General features: G+C 69.3%; 29 protein-coding genes and 1 tRNA gene. 21 read left to right on the forward strand and 9 right to left on the reverse strand.

The genetic code is table 11. The features are described from left to right. The coding region (locus J7523_RS13255; RefSeq protein ID WP_291887313.1) for a fibronectin type III domain-containing protein at nucleotides 1-448 on the forward strand (448 nt) is incomplete at its 5' end. 45 nt (nucleotides 449-493) lie between these two features. Beyond that, nucleotides 494-733, forward strand: a complete 240-nt coding sequence (locus J7523_RS13260; protein ID WP_163275276.1) for a ribbon-helix-helix protein, CopG family — start codon at nucleotides 494-496, stop codon at nucleotides 731-733. 386 nt (nucleotides 734-1,119) lie between these two features. On the opposite strand, the gene J7523_RS13265 is transcribed toward J7523_RS13260, so the two are convergent. From J7523_RS13265 to J7523_RS13300, 8 genes are all read right to left on the reverse strand, one after another. Then, on the reverse strand, nucleotides 1,120-2,052 hold the full coding sequence (locus J7523_RS13265) for a hypothetical protein (RefSeq protein WP_291887315.1): 933 nt from the start codon (nucleotides 2,050-2,052) through the stop codon (nucleotides 1,120-1,122). Continuing rightward, the gene (locus J7523_RS13270; protein ID WP_291887316.1) at nucleotides 2,052-3,143 is read right to left on the reverse strand and encodes a DUF3696 domain-containing protein; all 1,092 of its coding nucleotides are present in this window, start codon (nucleotides 3,141-3,143) and stop codon (nucleotides 2,052-2,054) included. The genes J7523_RS13265 and J7523_RS13270 overlap by 1 nt, the downstream gene beginning before the upstream one ends. Next, nucleotides 3,140-4,291, reverse strand: coding sequence for a DUF262 domain-containing protein (locus J7523_RS13275; RefSeq protein WP_291887318.1), 1,152 nt, complete (start codon nucleotides 4,289-4,291; stop codon nucleotides 3,140-3,142). The genes J7523_RS13270 and J7523_RS13275 overlap by 4 nt, the downstream gene beginning before the upstream one ends. Nucleotides 4,292-4,598: 307 nt before the next feature. After that, nucleotides 4,599-4,674 (reverse strand) — tRNA-Arg (locus J7523_RS13280). Continuing rightward, complete coding sequence (locus J7523_RS13285) at nucleotides 4,669-5,730, reverse strand: site-specific integrase (RefSeq protein ID WP_291887320.1); 1,062 nt, start codon at nucleotides 5,728-5,730, stop codon at nucleotides 4,669-4,671. Before J7523_RS13285 ends, J7523_RS13280 begins: the two co-directional genes overlap by 6 nt. Before the next feature lie 106 nt (nucleotides 5,731-5,836). Next, entirely contained in the window at nucleotides 5,837-6,295 is a 459-nt protein-coding gene (locus tag J7523_RS13290) for a hypothetical protein (protein ID WP_291887322.1), read from the reverse strand. 258 nt (nucleotides 6,296-6,553) lie between these two features. Continuing rightward, entirely contained in the window at nucleotides 6,554-6,967 is a 414-nt protein-coding gene (locus tag J7523_RS13295) for an ImmA/IrrE family metallo-endopeptidase (RefSeq protein WP_291887325.1), read from the reverse strand. Nucleotides 6,968-6,975: 8 nt separating this feature from the next. Beyond that, nucleotides 6,976-7,428, reverse strand: a complete 453-nt coding sequence (locus tag J7523_RS13300) for a helix-turn-helix transcriptional regulator (RefSeq protein WP_291887326.1) — start codon at nucleotides 7,426-7,428, stop codon at nucleotides 6,976-6,978. 250 nt (nucleotides 7,429-7,678) lie between these two features. Here J7523_RS13300 and J7523_RS13305 point away from each other — a divergent pair, with 250 nt between their 5' ends. From J7523_RS13305 to J7523_RS13315, 3 genes are all read left to right on the forward strand, one after another. Beyond that, a complete protein-coding gene (locus J7523_RS13305; RefSeq protein WP_291887329.1) occupies nucleotides 7,679-7,912 on the forward strand; it encodes a helix-turn-helix transcriptional regulator in 234 nt (77 codons plus the stop codon). A 127-nt stretch (nucleotides 7,913-8,039) separates the two neighbouring features. Continuing rightward, the gene (locus J7523_RS13310) at nucleotides 8,040-8,789 is read left to right on the forward strand and encodes a phage antirepressor KilAC domain-containing protein (protein ID WP_291887331.1); all 750 of its coding nucleotides are present in this window, start codon (nucleotides 8,040-8,042) and stop codon (nucleotides 8,787-8,789) included. Beyond that, nucleotides 8,786-9,022: a DUF3039 domain-containing protein gene (locus J7523_RS13315; protein WP_291887334.1), complete on the forward strand. Its 237-nt coding sequence runs from the start codon at nucleotides 8,786-8,788 to the stop codon at nucleotides 9,020-9,022. Before J7523_RS13310 ends, J7523_RS13315 begins: the two co-directional genes overlap by 4 nt. 25 nt (nucleotides 9,023-9,047) lie before the next feature. Here J7523_RS13315 and J7523_RS13320 read toward each other — a convergent pair whose 3' ends face one another. Next, nucleotides 9,048-9,503 carry a hypothetical protein gene (locus J7523_RS13320; RefSeq protein ID WP_291887336.1) on the reverse strand — a complete coding sequence of 152 codons (456 nt, stop codon included), beginning with the start codon at nucleotides 9,501-9,503 and terminating at the stop codon, nucleotides 9,048-9,050. 112 nt (nucleotides 9,504-9,615) lie between these two features. Between J7523_RS13320 and J7523_RS13325 the strand changes: the two genes are divergently transcribed. The 16 genes from J7523_RS13325 to J7523_RS13400 all read left to right on the forward strand — a co-directional run bounded on the left by J7523_RS13325 (nucleotide 9,616) and on the right by J7523_RS13400 (nucleotide 21,136). Further along, entirely contained in the window at nucleotides 9,616-9,831 is a 216-nt protein-coding gene (locus J7523_RS13325) for a helix-turn-helix domain-containing protein (protein ID WP_291887339.1), read from the forward strand. A 144-nt stretch (nucleotides 9,832-9,975) separates the two neighbouring features. Then, nucleotides 9,976-10,464, forward strand: coding sequence for a hypothetical protein (locus J7523_RS13330; protein ID WP_291887342.1), 489 nt, complete (start codon nucleotides 9,976-9,978; stop codon nucleotides 10,462-10,464). Further along, nucleotides 10,461-11,363 (forward strand): lambda-exonuclease family protein, encoded by a 903-nt coding sequence (locus J7523_RS13335; RefSeq protein ID WP_291887344.1) that lies wholly within the window; start codon nucleotides 10,461-10,463, stop codon nucleotides 11,361-11,363. The genes J7523_RS13330 and J7523_RS13335 overlap by 4 nt, the downstream gene beginning before the upstream one ends. After that, complete coding sequence (gene bet / locus J7523_RS13340) at nucleotides 11,360-12,325, forward strand: phage recombination protein Bet (RefSeq protein WP_291887346.1); 966 nt, start codon at nucleotides 11,360-11,362, stop codon at nucleotides 12,323-12,325. The genes J7523_RS13335 and bet overlap by 4 nt, the downstream gene beginning before the upstream one ends. Before the next feature lie 20 nt (nucleotides 12,326-12,345). Next, nucleotides 12,346-13,056, forward strand: coding sequence for a 3'-5' exonuclease (locus J7523_RS13345; protein ID WP_291887546.1), 711 nt, complete (start codon nucleotides 12,346-12,348; stop codon nucleotides 13,054-13,056). Continuing rightward, nucleotides 13,053-13,424, forward strand: coding sequence for a hypothetical protein (locus tag J7523_RS13350; RefSeq protein ID WP_291887348.1), 372 nt, complete (start codon nucleotides 13,053-13,055; stop codon nucleotides 13,422-13,424). The genes J7523_RS13345 and J7523_RS13350 overlap by 4 nt, the downstream gene beginning before the upstream one ends. 299 nt (nucleotides 13,425-13,723) lie before the next feature. Next, entirely contained in the window at nucleotides 13,724-13,933 is a 210-nt protein-coding gene (locus J7523_RS13355) for a hypothetical protein (protein ID WP_291887350.1), read from the forward strand. 117 nt (nucleotides 13,934-14,050) lie between these two features. After that, a complete protein-coding gene (locus J7523_RS13360; RefSeq protein ID WP_291887352.1) occupies nucleotides 14,051-14,332 on the forward strand; it encodes a hypothetical protein in 282 nt (93 codons plus the stop codon). Continuing rightward, nucleotides 14,332-14,898 (forward strand): hypothetical protein, encoded by a 567-nt coding sequence (locus tag J7523_RS13365; protein WP_291887354.1) that lies wholly within the window; start codon nucleotides 14,332-14,334, stop codon nucleotides 14,896-14,898. Before J7523_RS13360 ends, J7523_RS13365 begins: the two co-directional genes overlap by 1 nt. After that, nucleotides 14,895-15,764: a hypothetical protein gene (locus tag J7523_RS13370; RefSeq protein WP_291887356.1), complete on the forward strand. Its 870-nt coding sequence runs from the start codon at nucleotides 14,895-14,897 to the stop codon at nucleotides 15,762-15,764. Before J7523_RS13365 ends, J7523_RS13370 begins: the two co-directional genes overlap by 4 nt. Then, entirely contained in the window at nucleotides 15,761-17,455 is a 1,695-nt protein-coding gene (locus tag J7523_RS13375) for a DNA cytosine methyltransferase (protein ID WP_291887357.1), read from the forward strand. Before J7523_RS13370 ends, J7523_RS13375 begins: the two co-directional genes overlap by 4 nt. Further along, nucleotides 17,452-18,351, forward strand: coding sequence for a helix-turn-helix transcriptional regulator (locus tag J7523_RS13380; RefSeq protein WP_291887360.1), 900 nt, complete (start codon nucleotides 17,452-17,454; stop codon nucleotides 18,349-18,351). Before J7523_RS13375 ends, J7523_RS13380 begins: the two co-directional genes overlap by 4 nt. Beyond that, on the forward strand, nucleotides 18,348-18,827 hold the full coding sequence (locus J7523_RS13385; protein ID WP_291887362.1) for a WhiB family transcriptional regulator: 480 nt from the start codon (nucleotides 18,348-18,350) through the stop codon (nucleotides 18,825-18,827). Before J7523_RS13380 ends, J7523_RS13385 begins: the two co-directional genes overlap by 4 nt. After that, the gene (locus J7523_RS13390; RefSeq protein WP_291887364.1) at nucleotides 18,808-19,857 is read left to right on the forward strand and encodes a ParB N-terminal domain-containing protein; all 1,050 of its coding nucleotides are present in this window, start codon (nucleotides 18,808-18,810) and stop codon (nucleotides 19,855-19,857) included. The genes J7523_RS13385 and J7523_RS13390 overlap by 20 nt, the downstream gene beginning before the upstream one ends. Then, nucleotides 19,857-20,810 (forward strand): hypothetical protein, encoded by a 954-nt coding sequence (locus J7523_RS13395; RefSeq protein WP_291887366.1) that lies wholly within the window; start codon nucleotides 19,857-19,859, stop codon nucleotides 20,808-20,810. The genes J7523_RS13390 and J7523_RS13395 overlap by 1 nt, the downstream gene beginning before the upstream one ends. Continuing rightward, nucleotides 20,807-21,136, forward strand: coding sequence for a hypothetical protein (locus J7523_RS13400; RefSeq protein WP_291887369.1), 330 nt, complete (start codon nucleotides 20,807-20,809; stop codon nucleotides 21,134-21,136). Before J7523_RS13395 ends, J7523_RS13400 begins: the two co-directional genes overlap by 4 nt.

A 21,136-nucleotide genomic window follows, 5' to 3' on the forward strand; every position in this document is an offset into this window, starting at 1 on the left:
CACGTGCACGACGGACGCCGCCGGGTGCACGGTCACCGGACTGTCGAACGGCACGGCGTACACGTTCACCGTGACCGCGACGAACGCGGCCGGGACGTCGGAGGCGTCGGCGCCGTCGGCCCCCGTGACGCCGTTCGGCGCACCCGGGACGCGCGGGTCCGTCGCGCTGGCCGTGTCCGCCGAGGCGGTGTGCGTCGACGGGAAGCCGCGCGTCACCGTGCACGTGCGGAACACCGAACAGGTGCCCGTGCTGGCCGCCGCGACGTCCCCGTGGCGCGGGGTCGGCGGGTGGCTGGTGTGGCCCGGGTCGACCGTGCAGAAGACGTGGACCGTGCCCGGTACGAGCGTCGACGCCGGGGCCGTGCGGGTCACCGGGGCGGGGATCGTCGCGTGGGGAGCCGGGCTCAGCGGGTACGACGCCGGGTACGCGGGGGTGAGCTGCGGGTGACGCTGTCGGCGGGGTCTGTCGTCACCGACAATTTCGTCATACGCTATTCGAGTGGTGAGTGACGAGCAGATCCAGCAGTGGGCCGACGAGGCCGAGGCCGGCTACGACGTCGACGCGCTCAAGCGTCGAGGCCGTGGCCGGCCCGGCCGCGGCGCGGAGCCGATGCAGGTCGTCGCCGTGCGGCTCACCGCCGCCGAGCTCGAGGCCCTCGACGCCACCGCGGCGAAGCAGCACATGACCCGGTCCGAGGCGATCCGGGCCGCGCTCGCGCACTTTGCTGCGTGAGGGTTCACCGCCGCGCGCTCACTCACGGCGCAAGACCCTCTCAAGACGGCACAGCCGCGCCACTCAGCGCCCCCAGTGCGGTAGTTGTGACCACACCACTTTCACCAGAGCTCGGTGCCCGTCGACCCGGCCCACCATTCCACAACCATCGATCGATAAGACCCAAACCGAGCAGCGACCTTTTAGGCAGCGAGCGACAACCAAGAAATCACATCCCTGACGCCTCGAACCGAACCCCGCCGCGCCAACGCCTCGACAGAGAACAGTCGCCAGAGTTCTGCCAGCAATCGCAAGTCTCGTCAGAACCAAGAAGGCGTCATCCGACGATTGAGTTGCAAACGACTCCCGCGTGCAACCGCGAGCAACTAGACCATCGCCACAACGACTTATGTTGGGAAATGTTCAATCATGCATCCAATGTAAACCCTCTCACCTTCGACGGCGAAATGGATTCGATTTCTGTGCGGCTCGAGCTTGGTGTGCCATTCACAAAGTACGTGTTCGCCCGCAAATTCAAACCTTCGGCGATTCATCGCAGCCACATTTCTGTGCGTGCGGGGCCCCTCAGGAGAGCACTCCACCTTCGCGCGGCTCGCCATCTCGACAATCCGTTCGTGATTCTGGGAGCGAATACGCCACACCTCGGGCGCGTGATCCGAGAGGGCCGCGAGGTGCCTCAATACATCAGGCAGCAGATTAAGGTAGCTCCCTACCAAGCGATCGAACTGCCCAAAGAACCCCGCGGCAAAGACGCAATTTGGAAACATCGATTTTGCCAGGGAAGCGACCTGACTCTCCGTGAACTTATCGTCGCAAGCCACCCGCCTCCAGTAGACGCTAATATCTGCAACCGCTGATATCACGTCAACATCTACGGGGTCTGCTTCCTCAGGTAAGCGGAGCCAAACAATACCGGAGCGCTGTGACGCAGGCGTGGACAAAGCACCAAGACGACCACCATTTGCACGCACCAATCCGCACAGAGCGAGCGACGGCGCCATCGACAGGTCGACACCATCGCAACTCAGGTTCATCAGAGGGGCCACTTCTGCAGTTTCGTCCCAGTCGGGCAGTCGATCGAGGCTGGCACCCACAAGCAGACCGAGGTCCCTATCGATGTAACCCTCGCTGAACAGCAGATCTGCCAGGATCTGATCGCCCACACTCGGAATCTGCCAAATTGCACTCCACTTCGCCACCGGTTGTTCGACTGCATCGAGAAGCAAGCAGAAATTGGTCAGCGCGTCTTCGATATCCGACGGCCCCAATTTCGAAAACTGAAACCCGGCTTCGTCGATCACAAAGTCGATATCGAACATTAGTCGGCGCGCCTAACCTTGATCGCTCGCAAATCATAGGCGATTTGATCAAAGAACCCCTTTGGCCAGTGGTCCAAGTTGCCATTCGGTGACAGCCGAATGCGCTGCGGGCTTTCGTCGCCCAAGAACCAGATCACCGCATTATCAGCGCGTGGACCGACACCATCTACTAGCGCCCGGCGTATGCCGTTAACGACGTGATCACTGTGCGTCTCCAAAATCACCTGAACTCCGTCTGCTGCGACTATGGCAAGGAAGCGGCCGACGGCAGACTGGGCCGCGGGATGCAGGTGTGCCTCAGGGCTATCCACAGCCAAGACTCCGCCGGGCGGTGTGAGTAGTCCGGCAACAATGATCGGTAAAGCGTAGCTGATGCCAAACCCTGTATTGGTCGGCAGCATCCATTCACCATAACTATTGGCTCGTCGAATACGGAGGGCAACGGAGGGCAGCCCTGGCACGCGCGTAGCCTGCAATTGCGTTGGTCCCAGAAGCTCGCTCAACCAAGCCTCGGTCTGAGCAATGAGGGTGGTAACCTCCCCGGCCCCCCCGTGACGCCTCCCGGATGGTATCTCGGCGCGGGATTCAGTCGCGAGCACGCTCGCGACATAGCGGCCGTCCTCGCCAAACTCGAACGTTCCCGGCTTCGCGGAGCTCAGCGGCATACTTACGCGTGGTCCAACACGTTCGGCACCTAGATAGTGGTAAGCGAGGTCGGAACCGTCAAAGAACGGAGGGTGACGGGCCGGTCGGGAAGCAACGGAGACGAACGGCAACTCGCTAGACGGCCCTTCGCTACAGTCAAACTCGTAAGAGTAAGTTGAGCCATCACAACGCATGTCCAGGCAAAACGTTGACTCAGTGCTGTCGAAGTGAATCAGTTCACTGGAACTACCCAGTTCTAGTCCGGGGCTGTCGACGAGACGGACGATGGAAGCATCAGATCGTGCCGCTCGCTGCATGAGATTCAGCGCCTGCAACACTGTGCTCTTGCCGCTGCCGTTAGTTCCGGTGAGAACATTTAGTTCTCCAAGGTCTAGCGCTTGATCTCTGAACCGTTTGAAGTCGTGGAATTTGATTTGCTCGATCATTCGAGAGCACCCTTCAAAATCGCCTGGGGCTTTGCGAATCTCTCACGGACACGGCGTGCGTCAGATGTAGATGAGCTTATGGACTCGATGTATCTGTAGTCCTGTGTCATAGCTTTTCGCGCCTCCGAGACAATCTCTTCTCTCGCCACGGCGAGTGCTGCCGGGTTAGCCTCAGCGAGTGCATAGCCCCAGCTCTCCAACAACGCGCGATTGATCGGAGATAGCCTCTCGTTCCATGTCGACCACTTTCGAAAAGCATGGGCGCCAAAGAGCAACTCTGCGTTGAACATTGCCTGCTCGAAGCCGGTGAATAGCTGGTCGAGAACATTATCTGCGACGAGCTTTGGGTCGTCCAGTTGTGCGGCTGCCCAGTCAAGGAGACGCTCGAGACTGCCGAAATCCTCATAGCGATCGACGTTCCCCAAAAGCCTGAAGGCGATAAATCTCAGAGCCGCTTCCCGATCGTGCATCCGAACGTGATCGCGCAGCGTCCCATTCGTTGCTCGTTGAAACTGGTCGCTCTGAACGCACCTGCGGAGAAATGCGCGACTTCTCGGGCGGCTCATACAGTGCCGGATCTCCATGCCATTTAGCGGCTCACCGCCAGTGTTGATGCGTTTAAAAATGTCGTACTTGACTTCGTCCGGAGTCGTCGGATCGATCACATGAACGACAATTTGTGCGTTATTTAGGCGCCTCTGAAGCGCTGGCGAGAGTTCGTCGAAGATCTGCCCCTCCGAGGTGTGCAGATACTCGAGGTCTTCAAGCGCAAGATTTTGCTCGCGAACATAGGAATGAATCGTCGAGAGTCGCTGTAGCCCATCAACAACACGAAGCATGCCATCGACATCCTCGGCGAAATAGAAAGCCGGTAGCGGAATCTGAAGTAGCAGGCTCTCGATCAGTCGCGATTTTTGCCTTGCCTTCCAGACGCGGTTTCTTTGGAAGTCGGGCGCTAGTTCTAGATCTTTACTGTCGATCATGTCAAGCACGTTGCGAAGAGAGAAGCTCTTTGTTGACACGCGAATCTTCTCGGGATCCCACGGCTTAATCCCAGCTTCCAACTCATCAGGCTCCGCCTCAACCCCGACACCTTGCCCTGCAAAGGTCTCTTCAAGTACGACCAGCTCGTCACCGTCGTGACTCATGCTCACGGTCCTCCGATCATCCCTAGCGTCATCGCCCCGCTAGGGGCATGTTCTCACGGTCGCGGCCTCCAGCACATAGCGTCGCCCGCCCAATCTAGGCCCGGGACGTGAGCGACGGGGACCCCTATGGGCCGGCTCAGCGTCGCACCGGCAGTCCAGCCGATGCGACGCTGCGCACCGGGCGGGTGGGTTGCTACTCGGGTGATCGCGAGCCGCAAGACGAATGTGGGGTCGGGGAGCCAGGCTCAAGCCCACACGGGAACTTCAAGATGGCCGCAGCAAACCATCCGCTTCTGAAGAGAGTATGTGCGCCTGGGCAGATTCGAACTGCCGACACCCGCTTTAGGAGAGCGGCGACATTCCGACATTCGTGCTGGTCACGCCGTCGCGGATGGGGCCTGGGGGCCCTGTGGGGGCTGGCGGGCTGCTGCGAGGAACGCCTCGGCGCGCGCTGCGACCGTGTCGAGCTCGTCCTCGAAGAGGTGCGAGTACACGCCCAGCGTGACCGACGGGTCGGCGTGACCTGCGATCGCCTGCACCAGCATGACGGATCCACCGGCCGCGACGGCCAGGGACACCGCGGTGTGCCGGAGCTCGTGCGGCGTCATCCCGGGGCGCCCGACCGCGGCGGCCGCCGTGCGGAAGGTGCGCCGGGAGTAGTTCGCACGGTTCATCGTCGCGCCGTTGCGGCCCAGGAACAGCCGCTCCTCGGGCGCCCGGTCGGTCGCGATGACGCGCAGGTCGTCCACGAGCTCGCCGTACAGCGGGACGACGCGACGGGACGCACGGGTCTTGAGGCGGTCCTGCTCGATCTTCCGGCCGTCGACGACGACGATGGCCTCGCGCACGGTGACGCGGCGCCGCTCGAGGTCGACGTCGCCGACGCGGAGGCCGGCAGCCTCGGATACGCGCAGGCCGGTGTAGGCGAGGAACCGGGCCCACGTGCGCAGGTACGACGGGTGCGCTTCCACGAACGCGTCGACCTCACGGACCGTCATGGGTCGCATCCTCTTGGCGTCAGACGGTGGGAACACGACCCCGGCCGCAGGGTTCGCGGGGAGCCGTTTGCGGCGCACAGCGAGGGTCAGGACTCCGGAGAGCACCTGGTGGATGCGGCGCCTGGTGCCGACGGCGCCCGGCAGCTGGTTCACCCACGCCTGCACGTCTTCCTCGCGCACCATGTCGAGCGCGACGGCGCCCCACCGCGGCAGGACATGTCGGCGCAGGATCGATTCGTTCCGCGCCCGCGTGGACACCGACCACTCGGGGTGCGACGCCGTCCACTCGGCCGACATCGCGGCCACGGTGACGGCGCCGCGGTCGCGGGTGATGTACGTGCCGGAGAGCTGGTGCGTGCGCACCTGCGCGAGGTGGTCGTCAGCCGCATCCCGGGTGTCGAAGGCCCGCTTGCGACGGCGGCCGTCAGGCTCCACCCACACCGCCAGCCACCGGGACCCGCGGCCCCAACGGTCCGTGCGGACGCGCTTCCCGGTAGGGCCCGGGGCGGTCCACCTGTCTTCGACGTGGGCCACGCGCGCCTTCCAATCACTCAGTGAGTTCGATGATGACGTCCAAGCCGCTGTCCGGGTGGTACGTCCACGACGCAGAGATGTCCTCCCACGATGCCTGCTGGCGTCCGTCGAGGGCTCTTGTGGTGTCCATCTTGCGGAGGACGGAGTCGGGGGTCTTGAGGGCGACGAGGACGCACACGACCTCCTCGAGCTTCCCGTTCTTGTAGCCGCTATCGAGTGCGATGGACCTGCCCTGGTCCCCCACTGAGCCGTTCGCCCCGCAGGACCTCGATGCTGAAGCGAGAGGGCTCTCCACGTAGTAGCCGACCGACTCTCCGGGCATCGCCTCGGTGGCGCTCGAGATCCTCGCGGTCACGAGCCACTCGTCGCTCAGGCCGCTGTCGCCAGCCCGGTTCCTTGGATCCGGCACGAGACCGACCTCGGTGAGTGCGTCGGCCGCCGCGCCAGCCGTCATGCCGATCACGTCGGGCACCGCGACGGCTTCTGGGGGGGCTGGCTGCGCCATGCGCGCGCCGACCACTGCTGCTGCGCCTAGGACCAGTGCTGCGCCTACCGCTACCGCTGCGATGCGTCCGCGGCTCCAGCGTCGACGGTTGCTGCTCGCGGCATCGGGCGCCTGCGGTTCTGGACTGCTCACGGTGTCTTCTCCCCTGCTTGACCGGTACGTCACGCATCGGCAGATCTACGGTGCGTGTTGAGGCGCAGGTCCGGACTGCGGCACCGGTGTGCCTCACCCAACAGCGCGAAGGTGCTTGCGTCGGATCACGCCGACCTCCTTGAGGTACGAGGCCCGCCAGAGCGCGATGTGCTTGGCCTGGACGTTGAGCTCGCGGGCGAGGGCGGAGTCGCGGCACCCGACGAGCGCCTCGGCCTCCGCGAGAGCTTCGGGGCTGATGAGCAGCCGAGCGGCGTACGTGTCGGCCTCGCGCTCGTCGCGGTCACGGTCGTGACGGGTCGTCCAGTCGTGCCCGTGGACGTGGTGTCCACACTCGTGGGCCAGGGTGATCCGCTGCGTTGCGACGGTCCGGCGGTCGTTGATGACGACCAGGCCGCTGCTGTGGATCTCCCCGTTCCTCACCCTGCCGAGGTCACGGAACTGCACGCGCAGGCCGAGGCCGGCGGCGTGGTTCAGAAGATCGTCCACGTCCCTCCCTACGGCTGCTCCTCGTGCGCTTCCATCTCCCGGTCGACTGTCTCGTCGTCGGAAGCGGCCAGTGTGTAGTCGGCCACTGACACCGGTCCAGCCTCGGCAGGGCGGGAACCCTTGGTGGGGGCGGGCTGCTGTCCATTGCCCACCAACTCCTCTCGATCTCGGCGGAGGCGCTCCGAGAGAAGGGCGATGAGCATCTCATCGTCCGGCGACTCGTTGCGCATGACCGTGACCGGCAGATGGTGTGCGTCGATCACACCTGCGGCAACGAGCGCCTCACCGACAGATGCCTCGTAGTGCACGGCGAACCTCACAGCGACATCGGCGGTCGCCCGCTCAATCTCGCCCTTCGCCCATCGAGACACGGTCGGCTGGCTGACGCCCGCCGCCTCAGCGATCTCTTTCTGCGACGCCGATCCGGCGACCGACCTCACGTACTGCCACCACCTGGTCACTGGCTGCACCTTGGCAGACACGTCGGGGCCTCCGGATCGGACGAAGAGGACTTGCGTACGCGCAAGCATGATCGGCACCAAGTTACACCGCTCGCGTTTCTGCTGGTCAGGCGGCGTTCTCGTGACCTTTTCGCACCACGTTATCGAATCGTTACCATCCGATCTTGCGTCAACGTATGCTCCCGGGTAAGTTGACTTACGTCGCCGCAAGACACCAGGTCAGCGGCATATCAGAGGGGGCGACGCCGTGATGGCGACTCTTCGACTCCGGCGGGAGCAGCTCGTGAAGCTCCGCACACTCGCGGGGATCACGACCGACGACGCGCTCGCGCGGCGGATGGGGATGGACCCGGCGACGGTGTCGCGGGTGCTGCGCGGCAAGCAGACGCCCGGGCCGCGCTTCATCGCAGCCCTCGTGGCCTGCTTCCCCGGCTGGGACCTCGACGACCTGTTCGAGGTTGTCCCGGCTGATGACGCGGCGTGATGCGACACCTCTCCGTCGTCCGCGACGTCACCCCGGACCCCGCCCCTGAGCCCGAGCCACCCGCCCCGGTCGCGGCAGCCGTCCCGACCTACTACCTGCGCCTCGCGGCGTGACGAGGAGAGCACCGATGAGCACCGACCTGATCCAGCACGCGTTCCACGGCCAGGCCGTGCGCGTCATCACCGACGAGCACGGCGAGCCCTGGTTCGTCGCCAAGGACGTGTGCAACGTCCTCGGCATCGGCAACACCTCGATGGCGCTCAGTCGACTCGACGACGACGAGAAGGGGGTCAGCCTGGCTGATACCCCCGGCGGGCGGCAGTCCGTGAGTATCGTGAACGAGCCCGGCCTCTACGCCCTGATCCTGCGGAGCGACAAGCCCGGTGCCCGCGAGTTCAAGCGCTGGGTGACGCACGAGCTGCTGCCGGAGATCCGCCGCACCGGGTCGTACGGTCTGCCGAAGGACTACCCGACGGCGCTGCGGGCGCTGGCTGCGGAGGTCGAGTCCCGGGCCGCGCTCGAGGCGAAGGTGGAGGCCGACGCACCGAAGGTCCTGTTCGCGGACGCGGTCGCGACGTCGCACACCGACATCCTCGTGGGGGACCTCGCGAAGATCCTCAAGGGCAACGGCGTCGACGTCGGTGCGGTCCGCCTGTTCGCGTGGCTGCGGCGCGACGGGTACCTGATCCGCCGCGAGGGCACGGACCACAACATGCCGACGCAGCGCTCGATGAACCTCGGCCTGTTCCGCATCAAGGAGACCGCGGTCACGCACTCCGACGGGCGGGTCTCGATCTCGAAGACGCCGAAGGTCACCGGCAAGGGGCAGTCGTACTTTGTGAACCGGTACGCCGGAGAGATGCGAGGTGCCGCGTGAGCGCGCTCCTGGAACAGCGGACGAGCGCGCGCGCCGAGGCTGAGCCGGCAGCCGTGGTCGTTCTGCACTACCTGCGCAAGGACGACATCACCCGAGGGATCGTTCTTGGTGCACCAGCGACGGCCCTGTGCGGCAACTTCGCGACTCCTGTCGCCCCCGGAGCAGCCGGTGACGGACCGTCTGTTCAGGTCGTGTGCCCGGAGTGCGAGCGCCGCTTCTCGATGCTGCTCTAGTCAACGACTCCCAGAGGGGCCCTCGTCAGCGAGTGGGCCCCTCTGCCTGTCGCGCCAAGTCGTACGTGGCGACGGCCGTGTCGTTCGCAGCAAGGCCGTCGATGCCATAGGGATCAGCGGGCCGCACCCGAGAGGCGAGTTCCGCGATCAGTTGCTCGGTGGGGAACGCGCTCAAGGGAGACCGGTTCCGCAGGGTGACCTCGAGGGATCTGGCGGCGTCTGCGCGGTCGACGTCGCGCAGTTCGTCGGGGGTGATGCCGAGGACGAGGGCGACGCGGGCGAGCACTTCGGGCTCGGCCCGGTAGGTCGTGATCTCGCCGGAGTTCCGGTACCGCAGGCCGCGGGTGATGTTGCGCCAGGTGCCGTAGGAGACGCCTGCCTGATGTGCCGCCGCCTGCGAGGTGATCTTGGGGCTCCGGTTCCGCTGGTGACGCTTCACCAGGTCAGCCTCGGGTGCCGGGCGCGGTGTCGATGTGGCCACGGGGCGAGCCTACGATGCTGAATCAGATTCGCGATACAGCAAGGGTCCCGATCGGGGGAACCGGAAGCCTTTACTACCTGCTGTAGCGTCACCTGCTGTTACAGTGGTTTGCATGACGAGAAGCCACTCCTCACCTGCCCTACTGGGCGTGCGCGACGTCGCCGAGATGCTCGGCATCCACCCCGAGACCGTCCGCGAGATGGCCCGCCGCAAGCAGATCCGGGCGATCAAGTTCGGCGGCCGGACCTCGCCCTACCGGTTCCGCCCGGCCGCGGTCGACGAGCTCATCGCCAAGCGCGAGGCCGCCACCAACCGACTCGCTTCCTGAACTGGTAGCGCGAACTCGCGCTACACCTGAACGGAGAGACCACATGCAGACGACCTGGCACCCACAGGACCCGCCCGCGCCGGGCGCCCGGCGCGACCCGTGGGCCGACGACCCCGACCGCACGACCCGCCGCGAGGCGACCCGATGACCGCCGTCGCCGAGTCCGCGCGCACCGACGACACCCTGCGCGAGGGGATCATCGACCTCCTAGTCGAGGAGCGGTCCGCGCACTACGAGCCGGAGTCGGGGTACTACCGGGTCGACGCCGACGAGTTCGAGCGCCTCATCGAGGTCGTCATCACGGCGACCACAGAGCGCGTCGCCGAGGAGATCGAGGGCCGCCGGGACGGACTCGACCTCGTCGGGACCACGGCGTCCGCGGTCCGCGGCGCCCTCACGGACGCCGCCGCTGCGGCCCGAGCGCTGGGCGCTCTCGAGGCACCCGCGCGGCTGGCCTGGCCGCAGGTGGAGTGGGCGCTGTGCTACTGCACCGACCGCCGCCACGAGTACCCCGACCGGGAGACGTGGAAGCCAGACCGGATGACCGCGCTGCGCGACGAGATCTACTACTCGGCCGACCTGCCGCACCACCTCGTCAGCAAGGCCACCGCGATCCGACAGGCCGACGCGTGAGCGCCGCCGCCCTTGAGCCCGGGTCGGACGAGTGGCTCAAGGTCATCACCGCGTCGAAGGTCGCCGCGATCCTCGGGGTGTCCCCGTGGGACTCCCCCCGGTCGCTGTACCACTCGATGCGCGGCGAGCTGCCGCGCGAGGCGACGACGGACGAGCAGTCCCGCGGCCACTATCTCGAGCCGGCGATCATCGCGTGGTGGCGTGACCGGCACCCCGAGTACACGACCGTCACGCGGGCGCACCTCGCGCTGCGCGACGAGTTGCCGTGGAGCGCCGCGAACCTCGACGCGCTCGCCGAGGGCCCTGACGTGGAGCCCGCCGTCGTCGAGGCGAAGTCGGCCGCGAACGAGTGGGAGTGGGGTCGCGAGGGAACCGACGAGGTCCCCGCCTACTACGCCGCCCAGGCGATGTGGGCGATGCACCTGTCCGGGACCCGGCGCACCTACATGCCGGTCATCACCGCGCACCTCGAGTTCCGCGAGTACGTCATCGAGTACGACTCGGATCTCGCGACGGACATCGAGCAGGCGTGCTACCGGTTCTGGTGCGACGTCATGGACGGCACCGCCCCGGACCTGGACGGGCACGTCGCGACGTTCGAGTCCGTGCGGCGCCTGCACCCGCAGATCGACCAGGGCTCGAGCGTCGAGCTCCTGCCGGAGGTCGCCCGGGAGTTCGTCGAGGCGACCGCGGCCCGCAAGGACGCCGAGGCGCGCGAGCGCCGCGCCCGGGCGGCCGTCACCGACGCGATGGGGTCGTTTCACCGCGCGGTCTGCGGTGAGCAGGTCATCGCCCAGCGGCAGCGGACGTCGGCGGGCACGCCGGCGCTGTACGCCGCCCGCAGGCCCGTCGACCTCGACGCCCTTCCCCCCGTCATCGAGAGGACCCACGCAGCATGAGCACCGACATCACCACGCACGGGCAGACCCCGAGCACGGCACTGACCATCGCGGACGACCAGTCCTCGTTCAACCACCAGCAGGTCGCAGCGCTGCAGCACCTCGGCGTCCAGGGGGCGTCCGACGGGGACCTCGCGGTCTTCTTCCACGTCGTGAAGCGCACGGGCCTGGACCCGTTCGCGCGGCAGATCTACATGATCGGCCGCTGGTCGCGGGAGGGCACGAAGTACACGATCCAGACGGGGATCGACGGGTACCGGCTCATCGGCCGCCGGGCCGCGGACGCCCGCCGCGAGACGATCAGCGTGTCGGCCCCGGAGTGGTGCACCGAGGAAGGCCAGTGGCGCCCGGTGTGGCGCTCGGCTTGGGGCTGGCCGGTGGCGGCACGGGTCACGATCCACCGCGGGCAGTCGCCGTTCACCGCGGTCGCCCTGTTCGACGAGTACAAGCAGACGAAGCGCGACGGCGGCCTCACGCAGATGTGGGAGCAGCGTCCGGCCGGGCAGATCGCGAAGTGCGCGGAGGCCCTGGCGTGGCGGCAGGCGTTCCCGCAGGACCTCGCGGGCATCTACGTCGACGAGGAGATGCAGCAGGCCGACCACACGCCGGACCCGACCCCGGAGCCGTCATCCCGGTCGGGCGTGTCACGCCTGCGGGCCGCGGTCCCCGCCCAGGACAGCGAGCAGCAGACGCCGGCCCCCGAGCCGCCGCCTGAGGACGTGCAGGACGCGGAGGTCATCGACGTCCCGGAGGGCATCACGGCGGCGCAGCTCAAGCGGGTCGGGTCGCTCATGACCGAAGCCGGGTTCGACCGGCTTGCCGCGCGGAAGTTCGTTGCGGGTGTCGTGGGTCGGGAGGTCGCGGCGCGCACGGACCTGATGAGCGACGAGGCGGACCGGGTGATCGCGGCGCTCGAGGCCGAGATGCAGCCGGCGGAGCAGGTCGCGGGGCAGACGTCGTGAGCACCTACAGCGAGCAGACGATCCCCGCGCGCCCGTGGGAGGGCGCGTCGTGGTGGGACGGCCCGCTCGTCGGCTTCGACCTCGAGACGACGGGCCCGGAGCCGGACGAGGCGCGGATCGTGACCGCGTGCGTGGTCGTCGACGTGCCGGGTGAGGCACCGGTCGTGGCGACGTGGCTCGTCGACCCGGGCGTCGAGATCCCCGAGGGTGCGACCGCTGTCCACGGGGTGACGACCGAGCACGCGCGCGAGCACGGCCAGCCCGCCCGGGCTGCCGTCGCGCGGATCCTCGAGGTGCTGCGCGCGCAGGCGCACCCGCTGGTGGCGTTCAACGCGTCCTTCGACTTCACGGTCCTCGACCGGGAGGCCCGCCGTCACGGTCAGGCGCCGCTCGCCCCGGAGCCGGTGATCGACCCGTTCGTGCTGGACAAGCAGGCGGACCGGTACCGGCGTGGGAAGCGGACGCTGACGGCGTGCGCCGAGCACTACGGCGTCGAGCTCGTCGACGCGCACAGCGCTGACGCGGACGCGCTGGCCGCGGTGCAGGTGGCGCGCGCGATCGGCCGCGAGCACAGGCCGCCGGCCGACGCCCACCACCTGCACGCCGGGCAGGTCCACTGGCGCCGGGAGCAGTGCGAGTCGCTGCAGGACTACCTGCGACGCACGAAGGACCAGCACGCCGTCGTCGACGCGTCCTGGCCGGTGCGCCCGTTCGAGGAGGACGCTGCGTGAGCTCACCAACCACGGCCGCCGCGGTCGCTGGCCTGTGCCGGGACCTGGACGTGAAGGTCCGCGAGTACGACGGGCTGACCACGCGGCGCGCGGGCGCGGAGGTCGACTTCAAGGCCGCCCGCGCGCGCCGCATCATGCGCGCCCGATCCGAGGGCGCGAAGTCGATCGCGGAGGCGGAGACGATCGCGGCCGCCGACGAGGGCCTCGAGGTCCTGTGGCGCGAGTACCTGCTCGCGGACGCCCTCGTGGACGCCGCGCAGAAGTCGATCCTGGCGCTGCGGGACCGCATCGGCTTCGGCCGGTCGGTGATCGCGAACGAGCGCGCCGCGGACACCCTGCACGGCCACGGCGTCGGGGGTGCGGCGTGAGCGCCGGCGGGTTCTCCCCTGTGACGGTCCGCTCGATCCTCGAGCGCGACGGGGAGGCGTGCGCGCGCTGTGGCCGGGCGATCCGTGTCGATGACCGCGGTTGGGGCTGGTCGGTGCAGCACCGGCGTCCGCGCGGCATGGGCGGTACGCGCGCAGCGGTCGCGTCGTCGCCGGTGAACGGGGTCGTGCTGTGCGGCTCCGGGACGACCGGCTGCCACGGGCATGTCGAAGCGCATCGCGAGGAGGCACGCCTGCACGGGTGGCTGGTGCCCCAGTGGCGCGAGCCCGGGGACGTTCCGGTGCGCCACCACGCGCGCGGGTGGTCGTGGATCACTGAGGGCGGGTACCGGGCCCTGTCGGAGCCCGAGCTGTGGCTGCTGGCCGGGCAGTGGTTGGACGACGAGATGACGTCTCGTGGGCTGTCCCACGAGGACGAGGAGGTGGTTCGGCTGTCGCGTGCGGCGGCGGACCTGTTCGGGGTGAAGGCTCGGCCTCTCACCGTTCGGTAGCGCGAATTCGCGCTACAGTCGCTTGGGGCGTACGCCCCGGTTCCTTCGCCCGGCGGCGGGCACTCCGACCAAGAAGCCACCGCCGCCGGGCCCTCACCACAGGAGAGGACTCGCGCCATGAGCGAGAGCACCAAGACCGTACTGCCCGACGTTCGACCAGGGCAGGTGTGGGCCGACAACGACCCGCGCATCCCCCTCAGCGACCAGCGGTTCCTGCTCGTCGAGGACGTGACCGACCTCGGCGGCGGCCCGCGCGCCCGGGTCCGACGCGTCGTCCAGCTCGACACCGGCCAGTGGGCGCCGCACCCGCGGTCGGCGACGACGTCGATCGCGGTCCGCCGCTTCCGTCCGAACAGCACCGGGTACCGCCTCGTGCAGGACGAGGCGAGGTGGACCTGATGACCGCCACGACCGAGCACCTGCGGCCGTACCACTACCCGAGCGTCTACGACGCCTTCCTCAACGAGGTCGCCGAGCACGAGCTCACGGTCCTGCACGAGGACGGCCACTACCGGCACCTGCGGTTCCAGCGGCCCGGCACGGGCATGTGGCACTGGGACCTCATCACCTGGCCCTGGTCACTCGCCATCCGCGGTGACATCGGCGAGGGGTTCATCTTCACGCGCGAGCTGGACATGCTCACGTTCTTCGACCACGGGCAGCCCGCCGGCTGGATCAACGCCTCGTACTGGGCCCAGAAGCTCGACCGTGGATCACGCAGCGTCCGGGAGTTCTGCCGCGAGCGGTTCGCTGCATGGCTCAAGGACGAGGGGATCGACGCCAGCCTGGCCGCAGACGTCGAGTCGCTCCACGAGGCGACCGAAGCGCTCCTCGACGCTGGGCACGACTGGGACTCCGACGACGTGCAGGCCTGGGAGGACTACGAGTACCACTTCCTCGTCGCGCTGCACGCGATCCTCTGGGGCGCGAAGCGGTACCACGCGGCGAAGGCGGCAGACCGATGAGCCCCCGCGCCCCGAAGCCCACCCGCACGTACCGGTCCCACCGGCGCGCCCGGGGCCTGGCCCTGTGGTTCCTGCGGGCCATGACCCTGCTCGTCGCGTTCGGGATCGGGCTCGCGTTCACGGCCGCGACCGCGCGCGCCGGGTCCGACTCCCCCACCCCGTACGTCGTCGACACCTCGGGCGTGACCCTGCCCGCGGGCGAGACGTTCCATGCGCACGGGCACGTCAACGTCCGCACCGCCGACGGCCGCACGTTCGGGGTGCACCTCGACCCGAACAACGGGCACCCCGGCGCCACGTGGATCGGCGCCACGTCGATCCCGTGGACCGCGCTCGGCATCCCCACCACCGCGTGCGTCACGTGGGTCCAGATCTCCACCCACGACGAGCACTACGGCGAGGGCGGACAGCCCCCGGTGTGCCTCACCCGACCAACCCAGGAGCCCACGTGGACGCCGACGCCCGACCCGACCCCGACGACCTCCCCGACGGCGTCACCCAGCCCGTCCTCGAGCTCGACCCCCACTCCGGCGACCGCGACGCCGACGCCCGAGCCCAGCGGCGAGCCGACCAGCACGCCGACGCCCGCCGCTCCGCCCGCGCCCGAGCGGCCCTCGACGCCTCCCACCGCCCCGTCGTCGTCCCCCTCGACCGGTTCGGCCCCGCCGCCTACCTCTGAGCGCGCTGAGGTCTCCGCCGCCGGACTCGACGACGACGGCCACCCGCTCTACGAGCTCGACAGCCGCGACGCCCTCGCCGCCACCGGGATCGACCCGTTCTGGACCGTGATCGCTGCGGCCGCATCTATCGGCGTGGGCTGGCAGATCCGCCGCCTCGTCCGCGACAACCGAGGAGGGCAGCGATGAGCGCCAACCTGACCGTCACCGACCTCTTCGCGGGCGCCGGCGGCTCGTCGACCGGCATGGCCTCCGTCCCGGGCATCGAGGTCGTCATCGCCGCGAACCACTGGAAGCTCGCCTGCGAGGTCCACAACCAGAACCACCCGGACACCGACCACGCCGCCGTCGACCTCCACCAGGAGGACCCCCGGTTCTTCCCCCGTACGGACATCCTGTGGGCGTCGCCGGAGTGCACGAAGTGGTCGCAGGCGAACGGCAAGGCGCGCCCCGCGATCGAGGAGGGCCTGTTCGAGGACCCGCTGTCCGACGACGCCGCGACCCGCAGCCGCCTGCTGATGTTCGACGTGCTCCGCTTCGCCGAGCACCACCGGTACCGGGCGATGATCATCGAGAACGTCGTCGACATCGCCACGCAGGCGAAGTACCGGCTGGCGTGGCACGAGTGGCGCCGGCAGCTGCGGGCGCTCGGGTACCGGTTCCGGGTCGTGTCGCTGAACAGCATGCACGCGAGCGTCCTGGGCGCCCCGGCGCCGCAGTCCCGCGACCGGATCTACATCGTGTGCTGGCGCGAGGGCGAGCGGGCGCCGGACCTCGACCGGGCGCTGCGCCCGCGCGCGTACTGCTCGAGGTGCGACCGCATCATCGAGGCGAACCAGGCGTGGAAGAACGGCCGGGAGGTCGGCAAGTACCGGGCGCAGTACGTGTACGTGCACGGTGCGTGTGGGACGGTCGTCGAGCCGGACTGGCTGCCGGCGGCCGCGGCGATCGACTGGTCGATCGCGGGCGAGCGCGTCGGGGACCGCAGCAAGCCGCTGGCGGACAAGACGCGTCTGCGGATCGCGGCCGGCATCGCCCGGTACTGGGGACCGGTTCACCTCGAGGCAGCGGGGAACACCTTCGACGCGGCGAACCCGAAGCACCCGCAGCACGCTGACCCGAACGCGTACTACCGCTCGTGGTCGACGCGCGAGTACCTGCGGGCGCTGACGACCGACGCCACGAAGGCACTGGCGACGCCGCCGTTCATCGCCGAGATGTACGGCACGTCGACGGCGCGGCCGGTCACCGACCCCGCCGGGACGTTCACGGCGGGCGGGAACCACCACGGCCTCGTCACCCCGTGCGGCGGGACGTGGAACGACGACGCTCGCCCGACCGACGAGCCGCTGCGGACCCTCACGACGAGGGACGCCTACGGGGTCGCCACCCTCCCGTTCGTCATGACGAACCAGCGGGAGAACCGCCCGCGCCTCACGTCCGAGCCCATGCCTACGTTCACCACCGCGACCGGCGGCGGGCACGGCCTCATCGAGGCCGACATGGACGCGCTCGTGCACCGGAACAACAGCGGCGGCGCCGAGATGACCACCCCGGTCTTCGAGGAGCTCCGCACCCTGACGACCGCCGGGCACCAGGCGCTCCTGCAGTCCGGGCGCCCCCGGCTGTCGCCCGCCGACCTGCGCGAGGCGCTCGACATGGTCGACGACGTCCTGTTCCGGATGTTCAGGCCGCACGAGGTGGCTGCGGGCATGGCGTTCCCGGCGGACTACCGGTGGGACGCGATCGACCCGGAGAAGGGGCGTCCCGCGTCGAACGCGGACGTCACGAAGATGGCCGGCAACGCGGTCACCCCGCCGGCCGCGCGCGACCTCATCGCGACGGTCGCCGCCGCAATCACCGGGGAGGTGGCGGCGTGACGTGCGAGACCTGCGGTCGGGTCGTGGCCGGTGCGACGCCGGCGCGCGCGGCGGCGAACCTGCGGGCGCACGAGCGCGTCCACGCGCCGGACCACGTGTCGAACTGCGGCAGCCGGCCCGGGTTCGTCTCGCACCACGCCCGCGGGGAGGAGCCGTGCGACCCGTGCAAGAAGGCCGCGCACGAGTACCACCGTGCGTACTACCACGAGGCCCGGAAGCACGTGGAGGGCGTCCCGCACGTCGACGCTCGCCGAGTCGTGCGGCACGTACGTGAGCTGCAGCGCCGCGGGATGGGCGCGAAGCGGATCGCAGCGCGCGCCGGGGTCTCGGTGTCGACGGTCCAGACGGTCGAGCAGCGGCGGCACGGGATCCGCCCGGAGACGGCACGGCGGCTGCTGGCCGTGACGTTCGATCCCGGGTGGCGTCCCGCGGAGCCGGTGGCGCGCCGGGTGCGCGCGCTGGCAGCGATCGGGTGGCCGGCCCGTGACGTCGCGTCACGCGCCGGGGTGTCGATCGCGGTCGTGGCGGACCTCACGGCGGGGCGTTCGACGCGTGTGGAGTCCCGGTCGGACGACTCGCTGCGGGCCGTGTACGAGGCGCTGTCGATGACCCCGGGGCCGTCGGAGCAGGTGCGGAAGGTCGCGGCCCGCAAGGGATGGGTGCCGCCGCTGGCGTGGGACGACATCGACACCGACCCTGCCCCGGCCGCGGCTTCCGACGAGCGCGTGACGGTCGTCGAGGAGGCCGAGTTCCTCGCCTCGGCCGGGGTCGGGTTCACCGAGGCCGCGACCCGGCTCGGGACCACCCCGTCCGCGCTGGACAAGCTCCTGCGCTACCACCACCAGACCGACCTGCTGCACCGCATGCGCGGCAACGAGAGAGGGGCAGCAGCGTGAGCAGCATCGCGTGCGCACCCGAGAACGACCCGCCGATCGACCTGGTAACCGTCGGTGACGGCGCCCCGCAGGACCGGATCGACGAGGCCCGCGCCGTGTGCCTGGCGTGCCCTGCGCTGATGCGCTGCTCACCGCTGGTGAAGCGCATGGACGTCGCCGGCGTGGCCGCGGGCCTGACCCGCGGCGAGCGGCTGGCGTGGCAGGAGCGGCACGGGGTGCACCCGGAGTCGACGTCCCTGCTGGACGTGACCCCGGCCCGGCAGATCACCGCGGCGATGCTCGACGACCTGCCGGCGTCCGGCGGAGGGGAGATCCACCCGCGGGTCCGGGACCTGGTCCTGCGGATGACGAAGGCAGGCATGTCGGCGGACCAGATCGTCGACCGCCTCGGCCGGGAGGACATCACCCACCGGACCGTGAACTACCTGCGACGCACGTACATGAAGGGGTGGGCCCGTGTCTCCGACATCGCCTGACGGGATCAGGCTCCTGCCGTTGAGGTCGATCCGACCACACCCGGCGAACCCGCGGATGGACCTCGGTGACCTCGCCGACCTGACCGCGGACATCCGGGACAACGGGCTCATCGAGCCGCTCGTCGTGATCCCTGGGTCGTACGGCCGCGGGCACGGCCTGTGCGGGGACTGCGACCAGGACGTGCCCCGCCACGGCTCCGGCGTCCTGGCCGAGCACGTCGTCGACGGACGACCATGCGCGGGCGGCGCGGAGCCCGCGGCGGACGACTGGTACGTCGTCGCCGGGCACCGCCGCCGCCAGGCGTCCCTCGACGCCGGCGTGCACGACGTGCCGTGCGTGACGCGGTACGACCTGCGGACCCGCGCCGACGTCATCGCGCTCATGCTCCGCGAGAACTCCCACCGGCGGGACCTGACCCCGCTGGAGGAGGCGCAGGGGTTCCACCAGCTCACGCTCGAGGGACTCACGGCGACGCGCATCGCGCAGCAGGTGAAGAGGTCGAAGAAGACCGTCGACCGGCGTCTCGCGCTCATGGGCCTCGACGAGCGGGCGCGCCGCAAGCTCGCCCGCGGGCAGATGACCCTCGGGGACGCCGAGGCGATGCTCGACCTCCCGCCCGAGAAGGCCGACCGTGTCCTGCGGTCGGTCGGGACGACAGCGTTCCGGCAGGAGGTCGCCCGGGAGCGGCTCGAGACCGACGACCGCGCCGCCCTCGCGGCCGAGCTGCGGCGGGAGTTCCTCGAGCCGTTCCTCACGGGGGCGCAGCGACCACCCCGGGCGGCCCTCCCGGGGCTGCGCCGGGAGGTCGTGACCTCCCTCGCGGAGGGCCTGCCCCGTCGGGTCGTCCGCGCGTGGCTGGACGCTCTGGGCCTCGGGGAGCCGGTCGAGGTGCACCAGGTCGACCCGGACCGTGCGCTGCTCGCTCTGGCGACCGTCGTGGCGTCGGGTGTCCCAGGGCAGTACGACCTGCTGGCGCGTCTGGACTACGAGCCGTCGCCGGTCGAGGTCGAGTTGCTGGAAGGTGCGTGATGGCCCGCTCGCACGGCCGGATCCTGACCGGCATCTGGCAGGACCCTGACTTCCTCGCGCTCGAGCCGGAGCCGCAGCGGCTCTACCTGTTCCTGCTGTCGCAGCCCGACCTGACGCAGGCGGGGTTGCTGCCGCTGCGTGCACGCCGCTGGGCGCAGAAGTACGCCGGCGGGTCCGCGGACGCGGTGCGGGCCGCTCTGGGCGTCCTGGAGGCTGCCCGGTTCGTGGTCGTCGACGACGACACCGAGGAGGTCCTCGTGCGCACGTTTGTCCGCAACGACGGCGTGTACAAGCAGCCGAAGGTGATGCTCCGCATGCGCGAGGACGCGAAGCTCATCGAGTCGGAGCGGCTGCGTGAGGCGTTCGCGGTCGAGCTGGATCGGCTGCCGCTCGACGAGTTGTCGGATGAGCCGGGCCGTGGAGGGGCGCCGTCGGTGAACGCGCAGGTCAGCGGGGTTGTGGATGCCCTTCGGGAGGACTTCGGGAACCCTTCGGGAAGGGTATCGGAAGGGTATGCGGTACCCCCCACGTGTGCGCGCGCGCGTTCCCCCTACCCCCAACCCCCTACCCCCGAGACACCTACGGTGTCTCAGGACGCGCCCGCTGCCGCGGTCGCCGAGACGAAGCCGGCCCGCCCCCGGGGGACGCGCGTCCCGGAGCCGTTCCCGATCACCCCGGACATGGTCGAGTGGGCGCGCACCGAGACCCCGGGCATCGACCACCGCGCCGTCACCGAGCGGTTCGTGGACTACTGGCGTGGCGTCCCGGGCTCGAAGGGCGTGAAGCTCGACTGGCCGGCCACGTGGAGGAACTGGCTGCGCCGCGAGCACGAGCGCGCGCGACCAGTGCGCGGCGGGGGCTCGCGGCTCGACGACAACCTCGCCGTCGTCCGTGAGCTCGCCGCCGAGGAAGGCATCTTCCAGGCTCCGGTGCAGATCGGTGCGGCCCCGTGACCCCGGCTGAGGCGGGCGCGCTGCTGGCGTGGGTCTCGACGATCGACAACCGCAGGGTGACGCGGGAGGCCGCGCACGCGTGGGCCGAGGTCCTCCCGGACGTCGACGTCGGGGAGGCGAAGGCCGCGGCGACGGCGCACTTCCGTGAGCAGCCGGGGGTGTACCTGATGCCGGCGCACGTGCTCGCCGGCGTGAAGCGGGCGCGTGCGGCGCGGTTGGCAGACGCCCCGGCACCGTTGCCGGTGGCTGACCCGGACGACGTGGCCGGGTACCTCGCTGAGGTGAAGCGCCTCGCGAGTGGTGGACGTAGGCAGATCGGAGGATGA

This window comes from Cellulomonas sp. (assembly GCF_017744555.1).
GTDB lineage: Bacteria > Actinomycetota > Actinomycetes > Actinomycetales > Cellulomonadaceae > Cellulomonas.